The organism is Nostoc sp. GT001 (assembly GCF_030382115.1).
In the GTDB taxonomy this organism is placed as follows: Bacteria; Cyanobacteriota; Cyanobacteriia; order Cyanobacteriales; family Nostocaceae; genus Nostoc.
The window spans coordinates 2,939,980-2,957,644 of sequence record NZ_JAUDRJ010000003.1 but is presented as its reverse complement, the minus strand read 5'-3'; the positions used below and the strand labels follow the sequence as shown (position 1 = coordinate 2,957,644).

15 protein-coding genes are annotated in these 17,665 nt (G+C 43.0%); 7 read left to right on the top strand and 8 right to left on the bottom strand.

Annotation, left to right across the window (positions count from 1 at the left end):
• Positions 1–84: 84 nt before the first annotated feature.
• Both carB and dpsA read right to left on the bottom strand, forming a co-directional pair.
• The gene (gene carB, locus QUD05_RS15415; RefSeq protein ID WP_289796825.1) at positions 85–3,351 is read right to left on the bottom strand and encodes a carbamoyl-phosphate synthase large subunit; all 3,267 of its coding nucleotides are present in this window, start codon (positions 3,349–3,351) and stop codon (positions 85–87) included.
• 567 nt (positions 3,352–3,918) lie between these two features.
• Positions 3,919–4,473 (bottom strand): DNA starvation/stress protection protein DpsA, encoded by a 555-nt coding sequence (gene dpsA / locus QUD05_RS15410; RefSeq protein ID WP_194044835.1) that lies wholly within the window; start codon positions 4,471–4,473, stop codon positions 3,919–3,921.
• Between the two features lie 454 nt (positions 4,474–4,927).
• On the opposite strand from dpsA, the gene QUD05_RS15405 reads away from it, so the two are divergent.
• Complete coding sequence (locus QUD05_RS15405) at positions 4,928–5,185, top strand: Asr1405/Asl0597 family protein (protein WP_289796824.1); 258 nt, start codon at positions 4,928–4,930, stop codon at positions 5,183–5,185.
• A 63-nt stretch (positions 5,186–5,248) separates the two neighbouring features.
• The gene (locus QUD05_RS15400) at positions 5,249–5,917 is read left to right on the top strand and encodes a (2Fe-2S) ferredoxin domain-containing protein (RefSeq protein ID WP_289796823.1); all 669 of its coding nucleotides are present in this window, start codon (positions 5,249–5,251) and stop codon (positions 5,915–5,917) included.
• Between the two features lie 187 nt (positions 5,918–6,104).
• Here QUD05_RS15400 and QUD05_RS15395 read toward each other — a convergent pair whose 3' ends face one another.
• Both QUD05_RS15395 and QUD05_RS15390 read right to left on the bottom strand, forming a co-directional pair.
• The gene (locus QUD05_RS15395) at positions 6,105–10,112 is read right to left on the bottom strand and encodes a tetratricopeptide repeat protein (protein ID WP_289796822.1); all 4,008 of its coding nucleotides are present in this window, start codon (positions 10,110–10,112) and stop codon (positions 6,105–6,107) included.
• A gap of 645 nt (positions 10,113–10,757) precedes the next feature.
• The gene (locus QUD05_RS15390; RefSeq protein WP_289796821.1) at positions 10,758–11,231 is read right to left on the bottom strand and encodes a hypothetical protein; all 474 of its coding nucleotides are present in this window, start codon (positions 11,229–11,231) and stop codon (positions 10,758–10,760) included.
• 166 nt (positions 11,232–11,397) lie between these two features.
• On the opposite strand from QUD05_RS15390, the gene tumA reads away from it, so the two are divergent.
• Both tumA and tumE read left to right on the top strand, forming a co-directional pair.
• A complete protein-coding gene (gene tumA / locus QUD05_RS15385; protein ID WP_289796820.1) occupies positions 11,398–11,628 on the top strand; it encodes an antitoxin TumA in 231 nt (76 codons plus the stop codon).
• Entirely contained in the window at positions 11,618–12,001 is a 384-nt protein-coding gene (tumE, locus tag QUD05_RS15380) for a toxin TumE (protein WP_289796819.1), read from the top strand. Before tumA ends, tumE begins: the two co-directional genes overlap by 11 nt.
• A 123-nt stretch (positions 12,002–12,124) precedes the next feature.
• Here the strand turns inward: tumE and QUD05_RS15375 are convergent, their stop codons facing one another.
• The gene (locus QUD05_RS15375; protein ID WP_289796818.1) at positions 12,125–12,379 is read right to left on the bottom strand and encodes a hypothetical protein; all 255 of its coding nucleotides are present in this window, start codon (positions 12,377–12,379) and stop codon (positions 12,125–12,127) included.
• A gap of 13 nt (positions 12,380–12,392) precedes the next feature.
• Positions 12,393–13,517, bottom strand: coding sequence for a Rid family detoxifying hydrolase (locus tag QUD05_RS15370; RefSeq protein WP_289796817.1), 1,125 nt, complete (start codon positions 13,515–13,517; stop codon positions 12,393–12,395).
• 241 nt (positions 13,518–13,758) lie between these two features.
• Between QUD05_RS15370 and QUD05_RS15365 the strand changes: the two genes are divergently transcribed.
• Together QUD05_RS15365 and QUD05_RS15360 are read left to right on the top strand one after the other, a co-directional pair.
• Positions 13,759–14,067, top strand: a complete 309-nt coding sequence (locus QUD05_RS15365) for a hypothetical protein (RefSeq protein WP_289796816.1) — start codon at positions 13,759–13,761, stop codon at positions 14,065–14,067.
• 2 nt (positions 14,068–14,069) lie between these two features.
• Positions 14,070–14,477: a type II toxin-antitoxin system VapC family toxin gene (locus QUD05_RS15360; protein ID WP_289796815.1), complete on the top strand. Its 408-nt coding sequence runs from the start codon at positions 14,070–14,072 to the stop codon at positions 14,475–14,477.
• A 45-nt stretch (positions 14,478–14,522) separates the two neighbouring features.
• Here QUD05_RS15360 and QUD05_RS15355 read toward each other — a convergent pair whose 3' ends face one another.
• A complete protein-coding gene (locus QUD05_RS15355) occupies positions 14,523–14,954 on the bottom strand; it encodes an NUDIX domain-containing protein (protein ID WP_289796814.1) in 432 nt (143 codons plus the stop codon).
• 205 nt (positions 14,955–15,159) lie between these two features.
• On the opposite strand from QUD05_RS15355, the gene malQ reads away from it, so the two are divergent.
• The gene (malQ, locus tag QUD05_RS15350; protein WP_289796813.1) at positions 15,160–16,668 is read left to right on the top strand and encodes a 4-alpha-glucanotransferase; all 1,509 of its coding nucleotides are present in this window, start codon (positions 15,160–15,162) and stop codon (positions 16,666–16,668) included.
• A 156-nt stretch (positions 16,669–16,824) separates the two neighbouring features.
• Here malQ and QUD05_RS15345 read toward each other — a convergent pair whose 3' ends face one another.
• Positions 16,825–17,640 (bottom strand): helix-turn-helix domain-containing protein, encoded by an 816-nt coding sequence (locus tag QUD05_RS15345; protein ID WP_289796812.1) that lies wholly within the window; start codon positions 17,638–17,640, stop codon positions 16,825–16,827.
• Positions 17,641–17,665: the final 25 nt, after the last annotated feature.

The following is a 17,665-nucleotide window of genomic DNA, read 5'->3' as shown; positions in this document are numbered from 1 at the left end:
AGGAGTTAAGAGTTTTGTTTACCCCCTTGTCCTCTTGTCCCCCCATCTTCCCCTGCTCCCCTGCCCCCCTGCTCTTCTGCTTCCCTACACCCTCGCAATCGGGCAGTACTCTTGGATAGTTTTTACGTCCAAAGTCGTATTTTGTAAGGAACGGATGGCGGCGACGGTAGCTTTTGCACCAGCGATGGTAGTAATGATGGGAATTTTGTAAGCTAAGGCTGTGCGGCGGATTAACCTAGCATCAGTCTGGGCTTCTTCCCCGGAAGGTGTGTTGATAATAAGTTGGATTTTCTGGTTTTTGATCGCATCAAGGACGTGGGGACGACCTTCATGGAGTTTTAAGACTAATTCAATATTTAGCCCCTGTTCCAGAAGAACTCGGCGTGTACCAAGGGTAGCCATCACTGTAAAGCCCAAATCGATAAATTCCTTCACCACACCACTTGCAGCAGCTTTATCGCGATCGCTCATTGATACAAATACAGTTCCCGTTAGCGGTAAACGCTCCCCTGCACCCAATTCCGCTTTGGCAAAAGCACGGCCAAAGTCGCTGTCAATCCCCATCACCTCACCAGTGGATCTCATTTCTGGGCCTAATATTGTATCAGTTCCTGGGAATTTATTAAAGGGTAATACAGCTTCTTTTACAGCAATATGAGTTGGGATGACTTCTTCGGTGAAATGTAGCTCCTCTAAGGTTTTACCCGACATAATTAAGGATGCTAATTTCGCCAACTGTACGCCTGTCGCTTTAGATACAAAAGGTACTGTACGGGAAGCGCGGGGATTAGCTTCTAGAATGTAAACTTGGGGAGAATAGCTGCTTGCACCCACAACAGCAAATTGGATATTCATCAACCCTACGACTGAAAGCGCTTGTGCTAGCTGCACCGTCCAAGTGCGAATTTGATTGAGAACTGCTGGTGATAGAGAAATGGAAGGTAAAGAACAAGCGGAATCTCCTGAGTGAATCCCCGCTTGTTCAATGTGTTCCATGATACCACCAATTACCACCCGTCCCGTATGATCGGCGATCGCATCGACATCAACTTCAATCGCGTTTTCCAAAAACTTATCAATCAAAATTGGATGTTCTGGTTCCACTAGTACCGCAAAGGTCATGTAGCGTTCCAACTCAGCATCAGAATAGACGATTTCCATCGCCCGTCCACCCAACACATAGCTGGGACGCACCACCACCGGATAGCCAATGCGTTTAGCAACAATCAGCGCATCTTCGTAACTCCGCGCGATACCGTTGGGCGGTTGGGCAATATTCAACTGTTGGAGAATCTTTTCAAACCGTTCCCGGTTTTCTGCCATATCGATGGAATCTGGTGATGTACCCCAGATTTTGGTGAGCAGTCCAGAAGTGTCATTGTTAAGAAACTCTTGTAAAGGAATAGCCAACTTCAGCGGTGTTTGTCCGCCAAATTGGATAATTACCCCAACTGGATTTTCAGTTTCGATGATGTTAAGAACATCTTCTTTTGTTAAAGGCTCAAAGTAAAGGCGATCGCTGGTATCGTAATCAGTCGAAACTGTCTCTGGGTTGGAGTTGACCATAATCGTCTCATACCCCGCTTTCTTCAAAGCATAAGCGGCATGACAACAACAATAGTCAAACTCAATTCCCTGTCCAATGCGGTTAGGGCCACCACCCAAAATCAACACTTTTGGCTTGGTTGCGGGGATTACCTCTGTTTCTTCTTCGTAGGTAGAATAGTAGTAGGGGGTAAAGGCTTCAAATTCAGCCGCGCAAGTATCTACAGTTTTGTAAACTGGGATAATTTCTAGCGACTTGCGGTAAGCGCGAACTTCGTCTTCAGTGGTTTTGGTGGCGTAAGCAATCTGGCGATCGCTATATCCGTCCCGCTTTACCTCATAAAGTTGCTCTTTTGTCAATTGCTGCAAAGGTGTCCGCTTCAGGAATTTCTCGACATCTAGTAGTTGCTGAAATTTATCTAGGAACCACGGGTCAATACCAGTCAGTTCATAGATTTCCTCAGCACTAATTCCTAGTTGCAAGGCATGGCGCACGGAGAAAATGCGATCGGGGTTAGGTGTTCGTAATTGGGCGCGGATTTGTTCGCCACTAGGTAATTTTTCAGCTTTGTCACAACCCCAACCAGCGCGTCCGGTTTCGAGTGATCGCAATGCCTTTTGAAAGGATTCGTTAAAAGTCCGCCCAATAGCCATCGCTTCCCCAACTGATTTCATTTGGGTTGTCAGTACTGGGTCAGAACCGGGAAATTTTTCAAAGGCGAAGCGGGGGATTTTTGTCACCACATAGTCAATTGTCGGCTCAAATGACGCGGGAGTTTTTTTGGTGATGTCATTTTTAATTTCATCCAAGGTGTAGCCCACAGCCAATTTTGCGGCCATTTTAGCGATGGGGAAACCCGTAGCTTTGGAAGACAAAGCCGAACTGCGGGAAACGCGGGGGTTCATTTCAATTACAACCACATCACCATTCAGCGGATTGACAGCAAATTGAATATTAGAACCACCAGTTTCCACACCTATCTCACGGATGATTTTAATTGCCATATCCCGCAGCCTTTGATATTCTTTATCAGTCAGGGTTTGCGCAGGAGCGACGGTAATTGAATCCCCGGTGTGAATGCCCATAGGGTCAAGGTTTTCGATGGAGCAGATAATCACCACGTTATCTGCCAAATCACGCATCACTTCGAGTTCATATTCTTTCCAGCCGAGTAAAGACTGGTCAATGAGAATTTGCGAAACGGGGCTGGCATCTATACCCACCTGTGCCATTTCTTCAAATTCTTCTTGGTTGTAGGCAATGCCACCGCCACTTCCACCCATTGTGAAAGCTGGACGAATAATTAGCGGATAAGTACCAATTTGGCGGGCAACAGCTTTGGCTTCTTCTAAAGATTCGGCTGTGTCGCTGGGACACACAGCTACCCCAATTCTTGCCATTGCTTCACCAAACAGCTTTCGATCTTCGGCTTTTTCGATCGCTGGGAGTTTAGCGCCGATTAACTCAACGCCGTACTTTTCCAATACGCCATTTTTGGCTAAAGCAACGGCGAGATTGAGGGCGGTTTGTCCTCCCATCGTTGGTAGTAAAGCATCAGGGCGTTCTTTTTCGATGACTTTTTCGACCAATTCCGGCGTTAACGGCTCAATGTAAGTGCGATCGGCCGTTTCCGGGTCGGTCATAATCGTTGCAGGGTTGGAGTTGACCAAAACCACTTCATAGCCTTCTTCTCGCAGCGCTTTGCAGGCTTGAGTGCCAGAGTAGTCAAACTCACAGGCTTGTCCGATCACAATTGGACCAGAACCTAACAGTAGAATCTTCTGGAGGTCGTCACGGCGGGGCATAGTCGTTGCCTTGGAATACGAGAATAGAAATCCTGATCATTTTAAGGGTCTTTACCCCCTCTGGTGCTTTTTATTATTAAGTTTTCTAAGTTTGATGACAGGAAGGGAGTGGGGGACAAGGAGTGGGGGACAAGGAGCAGGGGAGCAGGGGAACAGGTTAAAGGTTAAAGGAATAAATTTAATCTTCCCCTTACCCTTTTCCCCATGCCCAATGCCCGATGATTATTTTGTATTTTTAATTTTATTTAATTATGATGCTCAAATTTCTAAAGTTTTTGCGAATCTTTGTTATTTAATCTGATAACTCTTCCGATAAATGATGATTTATTTTGGTATTTATCTGTCTGCTTATTTATACACAAATAGATTACTTAGATAAATTTTTATCTAACCTAGCTAATTGCTAAATATTTTCAACGTTAAATATTATATAAATATGTTTACTTAGATTAAAAATGGCAGAGAATATAGGGATACCATTCTCTGCCATTTTTTATAATATTTTAATAGTTGGTGCTGCCAACTTTTTCTTTCAGTCTAGGTAGACAAATCTAGATTATGAGAATTTTAGCTTTGAGCAGCTTGGACAAACCCTAAAGTTAAGCTGTCTTTGGCGAGGAAGTGAGATAAATGATACGCACGTTCCTCAGTTTTCAACAAAATCTTTTCGTATAGATAGCGTGTGCCCCGATCGCCTAAACTCTCTGCCTGAGCAGCTTGACGACGAATTACGCCAATGATTGCTTGTTCGGCAGCTAGGTCATTTTCCACCATTTGGCGAGAGGAATATACGCCTTCAGATTCTTGCTCAAAACAGGTTAATTCTGCTAATTTGCTGAAGGTAGCTACTGGCACACCACCTAGTCCATCTAAACGTTCTCCAATTTCATGAACGTGGTCTTGTACTTGGTTGTAGCTTTCGTTAAAAAACTCATGCAGAGAGTAAAATTCTGAGCCTTCAACTACAAAATGATGCTTTTGGTACTGCAAGTACAGTGCCTGGAAACTAGCTAATACAACATTAAATCCTTCTGTAACTGGAGCAGTTACACTGTGATCCAGCAACACAGGATTGTCATATACATGACCAAAATTCCGTAACAAAGTTTGCGTTTCAGACATTGTTCTCCTTGTTATTTAGCAATTATAGATTTTAACTGCTCATTCTTTACATATTAACATTTTCACAATAAGAGCAAGCCAATTTGCCATCACAAGATTTTGTATTTTTGTTTACTAAAAACCTTAACTTTATTGTTGGCTGGACTATGGCACGCTCATCAAGTTGTGTATATTTCTCATTACTATTGACATAAAAAGTTAAGTGTGCATACATCCCGAAGGGAGTGAGGGGAGATGGAGGAGTAAATGCCTCCTTGTCCTGATACTCCTCGTCATTCCCCTAATCTTTCTCATGGGAGATCGCAAGAATTTTATTTTTTTTGCAAAATTAATGAGAATTGTTTGCACTTAAGGTATGCTGGTTTTAAGAGGCTAGACTACTAAGATTTTCAAAAAGCAGGAAGTTAAATGGCGGTAGTTACTGCAAGTTTGTTGCACTTTGAGGGCAATTCTCTTGAAATCGTATAGTTCAGAAATAAAAATAAACCACCTTGTAGAGGTGAATTGGGTAGACCGCTGGCAAGTCTATCAACGCTTAGAGGAGTTAGACATTCCCTGTAGTTGTGCGGCTAACCAGCCATTAAAAGTTGAAATTAGCAATCCGACTGCGGCTGTTCAACTTTGGAGTGTAGTACAGCGATTTACAGCCTCTCGTCAAGACCAGATTTGGACTCTTGAGTGTTGTTGGAAAAGTCGTTATCAACAGTTCTAATTTTTAGCTACTGCTGAGAATATCTCGCTTGACAGCTTGTCTTAACTAAAAAGAGGTTCAAAAATGGGTGCATCTCACAATATGGAAGTATCAGAATTTTGCCTTGAGGGCAGATTTATAGATTTTGTGATTAAAGACGGCTATAAGCTGAAAGGTTTACTGCTAGGTACTCATGAGGGTGAATGCTACGTTAAACTTGCTAAACACTTACGGGCTGCTTTTGATTTGCGGCTACCAGCAGGTACTTGGCTACAAGTTGTTGGTTATAAAGAATACGATATAAAAAAAGACAAAGTTACACTGAAAGCGGAACGTGTGATGGCGGCGCGTTCTGAAATAGCAACAATTCAAACGATCGCTACACCACAAGAACCCCCATCTATTGATAATGTCAAGGTAAAACCAGCTAAGGCTAAGGCCACGATTTTGGTGTGTCAAAAGTCTGATTGTATGAAACGTGGTGGTAAAGCAGTTTGTCAGGCGTTGGAGGCGGCTTTAAGCGATCGCGGTTTAGAAGACCAAGTTACAATCAAGGGCACTGGTTGTATGAAGAACTGTAAAGCTGGGCCGAATTTAGTAATGCCAGATAAAACCCGCCATAGCCGAATTCAAGCTGCACAAGTTCCAGCCTTGATGAATCAGCATTTTGGCGATAAAAATTTGTCAGCACAGCCTGAGAATTTAAGGGAAGTAGCGATATCTAATGGCAAACTTTGGGGAAGTAGTTCATAAAATCTTGACATTTGAATGAGAAAGCTTAATAATATCTTCTCAAGTGTGTTCCGTTAATACTCGGCCGTAAAGTCCGCTAGAAGTTTGCAATAAAATCAAAAAACTGGCTTTAATTAAGGCCAGTTTTTTGAATGAAGAGGCGTAGGCGTAGCCCACCGCAGGCATCGCTTCATATTTTTACTGGAAATTACATCATCTCAGTTAGAGAAGACTGCAACAACTGTCGTATGGATGTAGCCTGCACATGGTTAGGGAAAACAGTTAAAAAGTCATTTAGGTCTTGGATAGCTGCATGGATATGCTCTAAGGAAGCACCTTGAGATAAAACATAGCGATATAACTTCTCTGCTGGTTGATTATATTGATCAGCTAAATAGTAAAGGGCTAAATTAAAGGCATTAAGCCAGTCTTTAGAATCTTTTTTACAATGCTCTGTGGCAAGCTTGATGGCAAGTGCTAAGTCAGCCCGTGCTTTATCTAGTTGGTTAAGGGCTTGGTAGGCTAAAGCGCGATTATATAAATACCAATTATTGCCAAAATGTAAGTCAATAGCGCAGTTTAAATCTGCAAGAGCCTCATTATATAGCTTAAGCATCAGGTAAGTTTGACCGCGAAGTGCGATCGCCAAGTCAGATTTGGGGTTAAGTTCAATGGCGCGGTCAAAATCTTCTAGAGCTTCTGGGTAACGCTCCATTAAGCGATAAGTAAAACCGCGACTTGCGATCGCCAAGTCATATTTGGGGTTAAGTTCAATGGCGCGGTCAAAATCTTCTAGGGCTTCTGAGTAACGCTTCATTGATTGGTAAGTTTGACCGCGACTTACGATCGCCAAGTTATATTTGGGGTTAAGTTCAATGGCGCGGTCAAAGTCTTCTAGAGCTTCTGGGTAACGCTCCATTAAGCGGTAAACAAAACCGCGCTGTGCGATCGCCCAGTCATATTTGGGGTTAAGTTCAATAGCGCGGTCAAAATCTTGTAAGGCTTCTGGGTAGCGCTTCATTGAGTAGTAAGTTACACCACGATTTGCGATCGCCCAGTCATATTTGGGGTTAAGTTCAATGGCGCGGTCAAAATCTTCTAGGGCTTCTGGGTAACGCTCCATTAAGCGGTAAGTAAAACCGCGACGTGCGCTCACCCAGTCATATTTGGGGTTAAGTTCAATGGCGCGGTCAAAATCTTTTAGGGCTTCTGGGTAACGCTTCATTAAGCGGTAAGTTTCACCGCGAGATATGATCGCAAAGTCATATTTGGGATTAAGTTCAATGGCGCGGTTAAAATCTTCTAGGGCTTCTGGGTAAAGCTCCATTAAGCGGTAAGTTTCACCGCGATTTGCGATCGCCAAGTCATATTTGGGGTTAAGTTTAATGGCGCGGTCAAAATCTTCTAGGGCTTCTGGGTAACGCATCATTGATTGGTAAATAAAACCGCGATTTGTGATCGCCAAGTCATATTTGGGGTTAAGTTCAATGGCGCGGTCAAAATCTTCTAGTGCTTCTGGGTAACGCTTCATTGATTGGTAAATAAAACCGCGATTTGTGATCACCCAGTCAGATTTGGGGTTAAGTTCAATGGCGCGGTCAAAATCTTCTAGGGCTTCTGGGTAACGCTCCATTAAGCGGTAAGTTTCACCGCGATTTGCGATCGCCCAGTCATATTTGGGGTTAAGTTCAATGGCGCGGTCAAAATCTTCTAGGGCTTCTGGATAACGCTCCATTAAGCGGTAAGTAAAACCGCGATTTGCAATCGCCCAGTCAGATTTGGGGTTAAGTTCAATGGCACGGTCAAAATCTTTCAGTGCTTCTGGGTAACGCTTCATTAAACGGTAAGTTTCACCGCGATGTGTGATCGCCAAGTCAGATTTGGGGTTAAGTTCAATGGCGTGGTCAAAATCTTTTAGTGCTTCTGGGTAACGCTCCATTAAGCGGTAAGTTTCACCGCGAAGTGCGATCGCCCAGTCATATTTGGGGTTAAGTTCAATGGCGCAGTCAAAATCTTTTAGTGCTTCTGGGTAACGCTCCATTAAGCGGTAAGTAAAACCGCGAAGTGCGATCGCCAAGTCAGATTTGGGGTTAAGTTCAATGGCGCGGTCAAAATCTTCTAGTGCTTCTGGGTAACGCTTCATTGATTGGTAAATAAAACCGCGATGTGTGATCACCCAGTCAGATTTGGGGTTAAGTTCAATGGCGCGGTCAAAATCTTCTAGTGCTTCTGGGTAACACTCCATTAAGCGATAAGTTTCACCGCGACTTGCGATCGCCCAGTCATATTTGGGGTTAAGTTCAATGGCGCGGTCAAAATCTTCTAGCGCTTCTGGGTAACGCTCCATTAAGCGGTAAATAAAACCGCGCTGTGCGATCGCCCAGTCATATTTGGGGTTAAGTTCAATGGCGCGGTCAAAATTTTCTAGGGCCTCTGGGTAACGCTCCATTGAGTAATAAGTTTCACCGCGACTTGCGATCGCCCAGTCATATTTGGGGTCAAGTTCAATAGCGCGGTCAAAATCTTCTAGCGCTTCTGGGTAGCGCTCCATTAAGTGGTAAGTATAACCGCGCCAACCTAGAGCAATTGGTTGCCATTTAAGCTCAATCCCAGAATTTTGTACGACTGCGGTAAACATTTCCAATGTAACTTGATAAAGGTTTTCCTCATAAGCTTTTAACCCATTCGCTAATTGCTTACCCCAACGCTGAACTTCAGCAGAATCCGCATCTTTACCAGCCTGAAGCATCGTTTCTGCATATTGTTGGGCAAATTTGCGTTTATTTTTGAGTGCAGCAAGAAATTGATTCAGAGATACAGATAAATTTCTTTGCGGTGACTGACATAAGTTGTGATACAACACGTTTAATGTGTGACTTTGCCAGCTAGGATCGCGCTGTTTTTCCTCTTCTTCCAATTGAAAATCATTCCGCAGGCTGTCATAATATTCTGCCAACTTACCATGTATGTCAGCCCAACCTTGCGGCGATGAAAGGCGCTTGTGGCGTAACATTTGGGTTTTGACCACATCATGATAAGCCCAGCCGTCGGTACGTTCGTTGACAAAAGATGTTTCTTTTAGCCAAGTAAATAACTCGTCAGCTTCTTCTTCTGTTCTTAATTTGGCTATAACATCTCGATTCAAACACCGAGGAATGGCAGCATCAAGCGCCACTTGTTGCTGTTTGGGGTCATCAACCCATTTTAAAAAGCGTTCTACAGCACTGTTGCAAGGCTCAACTACCTGGTTTGGATCATTGGGATGAGTATCTGCTAGCATTCCCACTAGCAGGGGTAAGTTTCCAGAAAGGTGTAAAATTACTTCAACAACACGATTGTCTGTAATGCCTTTGCGAGTTAGATATTGTTGGGCTTCTTCTTCTGTAAATGGTTCCAGAGGGAAACGAGCTATTAACCCCTCATAAGATGCCCAATGATTTTTATCTAATTCATGCCGACCAGCAATAGTTATCAATATATTGAGAGATACTTCACCGTGGCGACCCTCCAAAATTTCTCGTAGCCAGTTATCTAAGAATTCCCCGGTGCGTTCATAAGTATCAAAAAACAAGACAACAGCAGTTTCTTTTGCAATTTTAAAAATATCTTGCAAAAATAGCGGAGTCAGCACTTCTTCAGGTTCTTGAACTAATCGCACCTCATCTTTATTCGTTATTTTCTTTGCAACATAAGATGCCCATTCTCCGGCTTGGGTAGCAAAAGCATCTTCATCGACAAAATCAAATACAGCACCACCAACGGGAACTCGACGCGCCAGACGCACACCAGTTTTTACCATAGTTTTCCCGACAAAAGCGGAAAAACCTTGAGGAGCTTCTGGATCGGTTTCTAATTCTTGGCGCTTTTGACGGTAAACTTTGTAGCGTTCTGTAAACTGTGTTAGTTTGTGACCTTGCCGTTCTAACTCTTCTGCTAGACGACCCATAACTTCTGGTATAGTTTTTTCAGCTTCATCGATGTAAGCCGAAATGATTTTTGCTTCGTCAGCAATTTTACGAAACTGTCGCAGCAGAGTACTTTTACCAACTCCGCCTTGACCCCAAACGTTATATAGAAAATGACGGCGATCATCTTCTGGGGGTAATGCTAAATTTTGGCGAAATTGGTTTACTTGGTCTTCACGACCCACAAAACCTGATTGCTGGCGCTGCTTAAGAATATCTTGTAAGCTCTTGGGCTTGTTTTGCGGGTTCATTACAAGATTTAATTTTGAGGTGCTAGTGTTTACAGAATAACTACTAAAGATACAAGGTGTATTTCGGAATTTATCAAACTTTTTCTAAGTAATTTTTAATGTGTTGACCTTCTGAGGTTCGACGTTGACCTTCTGAGGCTCGACGTTGACCTTCTGAGGCTCGACGTTGACCTTCTGAGGCTTGACGTTGACCTTCTGAGGCTCGATGTTAACCTTCTGAGGCTCGACGTTGACCTTCTGAGGCTCGATGTTAACCTTCTGAGGCTCGACGTTGACCTTCTGAGGCTTAACTTTGACCTTCTGAGGCTCGACGTTGACCTTTTGAGGCTCAAAAATATCTTGGCGACTTAGCGCTTGTCGATGAAGTCCAATACAGACCTAACCCCCAGCCCCTTCCCTACAAGGGAAGGGGAGTAAGATTCAAAGCCTCTCCCTTTGTAGGGGAGAGGTTTGGAGAGAGGTCAAAGTGTACTTTAGATAAACGACATGCGCTATAAAAATTGCAACTACACAGACAAAACCTCCCTCCGCAAGTTTAAAAAATGTTTGGATACAAAACGCGAAAAGGGCATAACATTGTTATGCCCCAACAAATGACGTGTATTTTACCAAGTTGACAACTGGTATAATTGCCTGTTTCAAGTTTTAGCTAACTGGGACTTCGGGTTGCTTTTTCTTAGAACGGCGGTTAAACCTGCGTCCCATCTCATCAATTACTGCATCTAAACCTGCGATATCACCGCTAGCTTTGGCATAGCTATAAACTGCTAATGCTGCTGCATATGCTTCACTAGCAGCAGCTATACAGGTATCATCCACCAATTCTTGCAGTTGCGTTAGAGACAACAACACCGGATACAAGTCCTCATATATTTCCAAGTCCCGGCGCATTTCTTCTAAATCAAAGTAACGAGGCAAAAAGTTAGGGTTTTGTGTTGCCACTTGTAAGGCTTTGCTGACAAAAGCCCGACTTTTATCTCCCATCTTCAGCATTGTTCGCCGATCTTCAGGGGTCAAATCAACTAAAAACGGTAACTTTTCTCTAATTGTAGCGATCGCCTGCATGACCGCTTCTTTGTCTGCTGGGGCTAAACTGGCACTGATACGATTTTCTGCCATTTTTAATACTCCTTTAGGGTACTTAATTTCAGTATTCCCAAAGTTGTAAAGGCGATCGCGTTTGTTGAGAGGTAATTAACAGAATTTTATCTAGATTTGCAAAAAAGAGACGGGAGTTTAGAAGAAGAGGCTTAGGATAAACTAATGAAACTGAATGCAGAAATCAATGCGTAAACAAATCATCGAATATACATCTCCACTAGATGCACTGATTGCTCTTACCAAACAGTTAAATACTTATGAAATAAAGTACCAAATGAATTCAGAAGAATTTTTTGCCAAATATAACCAAGGCGAAACTTCTGACGAGGAAGTATTTGTTGAATGGGCAGCAAACTACCAACATTATCTCGCTCTACATCAAGATATAAAAAGCAAACTCAGAGATGTCGCGTAAAGTTATCCAAGCCTATTTAGATGAAATTGACCAACTTTTACTCAATTTTCATAACACATACGTTGAGGAATATAGTGCAGTAATTTTAACGACAGAGAGAGCAAATATCCGCATTAGAATACGTTTCGCTCTCAAATATTTACTGGCAGTCAGTGAAGCTTTGGTTATTGTAGATAATCAAATTACATATATCGATTACCGCTATCACTTTCAAGATGAGCAAAATAGTCTGATTTTTCGTTATGACAGTACACCACACTTTCCCAACTTGCCTAGTTTCCCGCACCATAAACATCTTTTCGATAACGTAATTGCTTGCGAAAAGCCATATATAGGCGATGTGCTACAAGAAGTGATGGAGTTTTTAGAGTAGAGTATGGAATTTGTATTGCAAAACAGAACCATTAAATGGAACCGTTAAGATTTTGCTTATTGTTCTATTTCTCTTAACCGCTAATCACCGCGATCGCACTTATCAGAGGGGAACACTCAAACATCATGTGTTAATTTCAGGCTGAGGTTTTGGTGTGCCATAGAGGTAACGATCGTGTTGACTTGCCCAATCTTCGGGTGCATCAACTGTCCCTGTTAAATCTTTTAATACATCCCACACATCAGCCACTTTAGTTTCAGATGAGTTAATATCCTCAGAAACGATGGTAATCACATAGCGTTTGTTCAGTTCTAAATCAGGTGGAATATCTGGGCGCAAAACAGAACCATCAAATGTGACCGTTAAAATTTTGCTCATTGTTCTATTTCTCCTAACCGCTAATCACCGCGATCGCATCAATTTCTACCAACACATCTTTAGGTAAGCGCGATACCTGCACACAAGCCCGCGCTGGGGCTGTATTTTCCGGGAAATATTTAGCATAAACGGCATTCACCGCCGCAAAATCATTCATATCCGCCAAAAATACAGTGGTTTTTACCACATCTTCAAAAGTCGCCCCAGCTGCTGCAAGGATGGCTTCAAGATTAGCTAATACCTGCTCAGTTTGCTTTTTGACATCATCAGTATAGACGACATCACCAAGGCGGGGATCGATGGCAATTTGTCCAGCGATGAAGACAAATTGACCTGAAGCTGCGATCGCTTGATTATAAGGGCCCACTGGTGCGGGTGCGTTATCAGTATTAATTACTTTACGGGTCATAGATATTACTTTCTCTAACGATGTTTCCTGTTTACCGATTTCTAGCTGAGAAGCGATCGGTTTATAGACTTCTCCATCTGGCATTATCGCACCAGTTAGGTCAGCATCTTTAAAGGTCGTCCCATAGATATTTGCCCCAGTTAAATTTGCCTTCTTCAGGTTTGCTCCATCGAAATTTGCCATCATCAAGTTTGCATCCGAAAGACAGGCTCTTTCTAGATTTGCTCTTTGCAGACAAGCTTTGTTGAGATTTGCTTTTTCCAAGCAAACCCTAACCAAATCCGCCTCAGCTAAATCTACCTCTGATAGATTACATTTCTCCAAAGTGACTCCCCTGAGTATGGCTTTCTGGAGATTTGCCCCATGAAAATTTACTTCAGTTAGTTTTATCTGAGTAAAGTTTGCGCTAGTCAAGTCTGCCCCACTCAGATTTGCATTACTGAAATTTGCACAACTTAAGTCCGCACCACTCAAGTCTGCCCAACTAAGATTGATTGAAGAACCCTCTATCCCACTCAAATTTGCATTTATTAAAGATGCTCTACTAAGGCTAGTATTATTAAGTTTCGCCCTAGTCAGGTTTGCGTCACTCAAATCTGCTCCATTCCAATTTGCATTAGATATATCTATATCAGTTAGGTTTGCACCCTTCAGGTCTATGCCTTGGCGATTTATAGTAAACTGCCGTCCCCCTGCGGCGTATTTCTCCAACAGTTTGCCAGCATCCATAATGCACCTTTAAATACCACTGACACAGTATAATCAACAAAAACTTTGTGTCACAGATATTCCTCTCTTTTCTTCCTTCTCTTCGAGACGCTGCGCGAACGCGCCCTTTGCGTCTTTCGCGGTTCGTTCTTCTTACCCCAACCTTGGACGTATCCTATAATGCCATCAGATCAGCATCGCGATCGCACTCGTATAATACTGTTACGACAGACTGCAAAATATCATTTATGAATAAACCAGGATGAATATTAAAGAACTACTGCTTCAAGAAATTGAATCATCCTCAGATGTTCTACTAGCCCAAACACTAGATTTTTTGCGTTTTCTCAAGACAAAACCAGAAACCGAGGAAATCTCTCTTGACCTGTCAACGGAAAAAAATGATGATACTTCCAGTCATCAAACACAACCGGAAATACAGGAAGCAACACCAATTCTTAGAGGCTCTAAAGCAGAAGATTTACTAAAATTTGCCGGAACCTGGCAAGGGAATGATTTTGAGGAGTGCTTGCAGCTTGTTTACGAAACCCGTTCCCCATCTGAATTTTAGTAATGTACCTCCTAGATACCAACCATTGTAGCCGGATCATTTTTGGAGAAACAAACGTCATTCGTCGGTTACAAGAACACATTGGCTTAGGGGTTGCAACTAGCGTTATTGTGCAAGGTGAACTACTTTACATGGTGCAAAAGTCTTCTCAACAACAAGCAAATCTTCGATTTGTCAAAACTTTTTTGCAAACCATTGACCTTTATCCCATTAGTGGAGAGGTTGCCGATGTTTACGGTACCCTCAAAGGAGAAATTGTCGAACATTTTGGCCCCAAAGACAAAGCAAAGCGTAGAAAGTTTACAGTTCAAGATTTGGGTTTTAGCGATAACGACTTGTGGATAGCATCAACTGCTCTGCACTATAACCTCACCGTCATCTCAGCGGACAGCGATTTTCAAAGGATATAACAAGTACAAGCCTTAGCGTTAGAATCTTGGCTTTGACATCCTCTCCTACCCCAACCTCGGACGTATCCCATAATGCCGATATCGCCAATAATCGCGCAAAATGCGATCGTGGTCAAAACATAAATTACCAGGCACACACCAATACTCAAAAATGCCTACACCCTGAGCATCATCACCAGCCTTTGGTTCACCCTTCGCTGTCGCCAAAAACACAATACTAATCGTATGCTGACGAGGATCGCGATTTGGGTCAGAATATACCAGTAATTGTTCAACTAATTCTACCTGCAAACCCGTCTCTTCCTCAGCTTCTCGCCGCGCTGCTCCTTCCACCGCTTCGCCATAATCTACAAAACCACCAGGAATAGCCCAACCTAAAGGTAGATTATGTCTTTCAATTAACACTATTGGCCGATGAGGTCGATCTACTAGTTCAATGATGATATCAACTGTCGGTGTAGGATTTCGGTAAGTCATATTTATTAGTCATTAGTCATTAGTCATTGGTCATTAGTCAAGAGCAAAGGACAAATGACTAAGGACAAACAAAATGAGTTTACTTGATTTCCCCTGCAAATACTGTTCCGTGATAAATTCGATGCGTTGGCTTTGCCACTGCCCCTTGGGCAATCGCATCGCGTCTCCATCAGACAATTGCTCCCTCTCATAATTCAGGTTATTTATGCCTTTTCCTAGATCCAGTGGAATTTTGCTGCATCCTACTTCCTTTCCCAGTCGATTTGGCATTGGGGATTTAGGCTTAGAAGCCTATAACTTCATTGATTTTCTTAAAGAGAGCCATCAACAATATTGGCAAGTTTTACCACTGGGCCCCACTGGATACGGGAATTCTCCGTATATGTGCTACTCCGCAATGGCAGGAAATCCTCTGTTAATTAGCCCAGAAAAACTCTTAGAAGAAGGTTTACTATCTGAAGAAGACTTTGCTAATTTACCAGGATTTCCGGAAGAAAAGGTAGATTTCAATCGAGTTGTGCCAATTAAGATTGGGCTACTCAAAAAAGCCTGTGACAACTTTAGAGCCAATGCTACGCCCATCCAGCAGAAAGAGTTTGCAGGTTTTTGCGATAGTAAAGCCTATTGGCTGGATAATTACGCCTTATTTATGGCGCTAAAAGATGCCAATGAGAATGCAAACTGGCACGCATGGAAGCCGGAATTTGTCAAGCGCGATCCCCAAGCATTGGAGCAAGCACAGCATCGGCTCAATGGAGAGATTTATTATTACAAATTCGTCCAATTTGAGTTTTTCCGCCAATGGTCTGACCTAAAAAGCTACGCTAATATGCGCGGCATTGACATTATTGGCGATATCCCCATCTACGTAGCTCATGATAGTGCTGACGTGTGGGCGCATCCCGATATTTTTTGCTTAGACGAAGAGACTGGACAAGCAGCACAAATGGCAGGAGTTCCACCAGATTACTTTAGCGCCCTAGGTCAATTGTGGGGAAACCCGGTTTATAACTGGGAAGAATTGCAAAAACAAGACTTTAAATGGTGGGTACAGCGCTTTGAGGCAATGCTGGATTATGTAGATATAATTCGCATTGACCACTTCCGAGGCTTTGAGGCTTATTGGTCTGTGCCCCAAGGTGAAGAAACTGCCATGAATGGGAAATGGATAGAAGCGCCTGGAGATGCTTTTTTTGCAGCGATTAGAGAGAAGTTGGGCAAGCTACCCGTCTTGGCGGAAGATTTGGGAGTAATTACACCAGAGGTAGAAGCGCTGCGAGACAAGTATGAATTTCCGGGAATGAAGGTTTTGCAGTTTGCCTTTGGTTCCGATCCTGCTAATCCATTTTTACCATTCAATTACCCGCGAAATGCTGTAGTTTATACAGGCACTCACGATAATGACACAACTGTAGGCTGGTTTAATTCAGCTAATGACAACGAAAAGCATAATTTATGGCTCTATTTAGGTTGTATTAGTCCTGAAGGCATCCAATGGGATTTAATTCGCCTAGCTTTGAGTTCTATTGCCAATCAAGCGATTATTCCTTTGCAAGATGTTTTGGGATTAGGAAACGAAGCGCGGATGAATTTTCCTAGTGTTGCAGAGGGGAACTGGGAGTGGCGCTATCAAGCAGGAGCATTAACAGACGAATTACGCGATCGCTTGAAAGTTCTTACCAGACTCAATGGACGCGCCCCAGAAGTCCAGTGAGAAGTGGCTGAGTAGGGCATGGGGTATGGGACATGGGGCATAGGACAAGGTGAGAAAAGTTAGAAACTGCAACAAGTCTTTCCCCTTGTCCCCAATTCTCTTTGTCTCCTTGTCCTCTTCACCATGCCCCATGCCTAATGCCCCATAAACCATATTTCAAAACTTAGGCTTTGCAGCAGCAATCCTAACTTCTTCCTCTTTCCCTGGTTCTCCCATTTCCTTGGCCTTCTCTTGATTGACGCTCACCAACACACCGCCAGCATTATCAGTTTTCACTGTCAGTTGCTCTTGGGCTTTCCAAATTCGGTGAGTTCCCTCTGGCAGGATACCCTCAAACTCGGTTTTGCCATCGGCTACTACACGAATCCAAGATGAGGCTTTCAAAGTTACACCAACCTGTACAACCTGTCCCTTTTGGACACCACTCAGGGTATCGTTGACAGGTTGTACCTGGGTTGACTCTTTTAGTTGAGCTAGTTCTGGTTTAACAACAGACTTTTGTTTTGGATATGGCTGGTTTGGGCTATTACTCGCTTGTAGTAACGCGTTATTTAATAACTGAGATAACCCATTTACAGAACATACGATTAGCAATATGTAAAGAAAGTAAAGATGAACTGGACGTAGTTGAGCCAAGGGTGAATTATTCCCTTTATTGAGAGGGCTAACTTGTGCAGAACTGATCGGAAAAGTGCCAGAAAATTCTACTCCATTCAAGCCTAGTGCATCGGCAAATTGCCTGATTAAACCCTGAATATAGACTGGTTCTGGTAGATCGTTTAAATTACCTTCTTCGATCGCCTGCAATAATCTTCGGGGAATCCGAGTCAATGCAACCACTTGGTCTAGAGATAAACCCTGTTCTTGACGCAATGCCCAAAGTTGAGCGCCTAACTCTGCCAACTTTTCGGCTCGTTGTTGCTCTAATGAAAGTGATGGCTGGTGCTTATTCTTCTTTCTTAGCCATTTCATGCCTACTGACACTCCTTAACTCCAC

Excerpts from the sequence above, each read along its gene's own strand:
- QUD05_RS15360 (WP_289796815.1), top strand. The coding sequence starts at position 14,070 with ATGTACCTCCTAGATACCAACCATTGTAGCCGGATCATTTTTGGAGAA.
- QUD05_RS15355 (WP_289796814.1), bottom strand. The coding sequence starts at position 14,954 with ATGACTTACCGAAATCCTACACCGACAGTTGATATCATCATTGAACTA.
- QUD05_RS15370 (WP_289796817.1), bottom strand. The coding sequence starts at position 13,517 with ATGGATGCTGGCAAACTGTTGGAGAAATACGCCGCAGGGGGACGGCAG.
- tumE (WP_289796819.1), top strand. The coding sequence starts at position 11,618 with ATGTCGCGTAAAGTTATCCAAGCCTATTTAGATGAAATTGACCAACTT.
- dpsA (WP_194044835.1), bottom strand. The coding sequence starts at position 4,473 with ATGTCTGAAACGCAAACTTTGTTACGGAATTTTGGTCATGTATATGAC.
- tumA (WP_289796820.1), top strand. The coding sequence starts at position 11,398 with ATGCGTAAACAAATCATCGAATATACATCTCCACTAGATGCACTGATT.
- QUD05_RS15390 (WP_289796821.1), bottom strand. The coding sequence starts at position 11,231 with ATGGCAGAAAATCGTATCAGTGCCAGTTTAGCCCCAGCAGACAAAGAA.
- QUD05_RS15395 (WP_289796822.1), bottom strand. The coding sequence starts at position 10,112 with ATGAACCCGCAAAACAAGCCCAAGAGCTTACAAGATATTCTTAAGCAG.
- QUD05_RS15365 (WP_289796816.1), top strand. The coding sequence starts at position 13,759 with ATGAATATTAAAGAACTACTGCTTCAAGAAATTGAATCATCCTCAGAT.
- QUD05_RS15400 (WP_289796823.1), top strand. The coding sequence starts at position 5,249 with ATGGGTGCATCTCACAATATGGAAGTATCAGAATTTTGCCTTGAGGGC.
- QUD05_RS15375 (WP_289796818.1), bottom strand. The coding sequence starts at position 12,379 with ATGAGCAAAATTTTAACGGTCACATTTGATGGTTCTGTTTTGCGCCCA.
- QUD05_RS15345 (WP_289796812.1), bottom strand. The coding sequence starts at position 17,640 with ATGAAATGGCTAAGAAAGAAGAATAAGCACCAGCCATCACTTTCATTA.
- carB (WP_289796825.1), bottom strand. The coding sequence starts at position 3,351 with ATGCCCCGCCGTGACGACCTCCAGAAGATTCTACTGTTAGGTTCTGGT.
- malQ (WP_289796813.1), top strand. The coding sequence starts at position 15,160 with ATGCCTTTTCCTAGATCCAGTGGAATTTTGCTGCATCCTACTTCCTTT.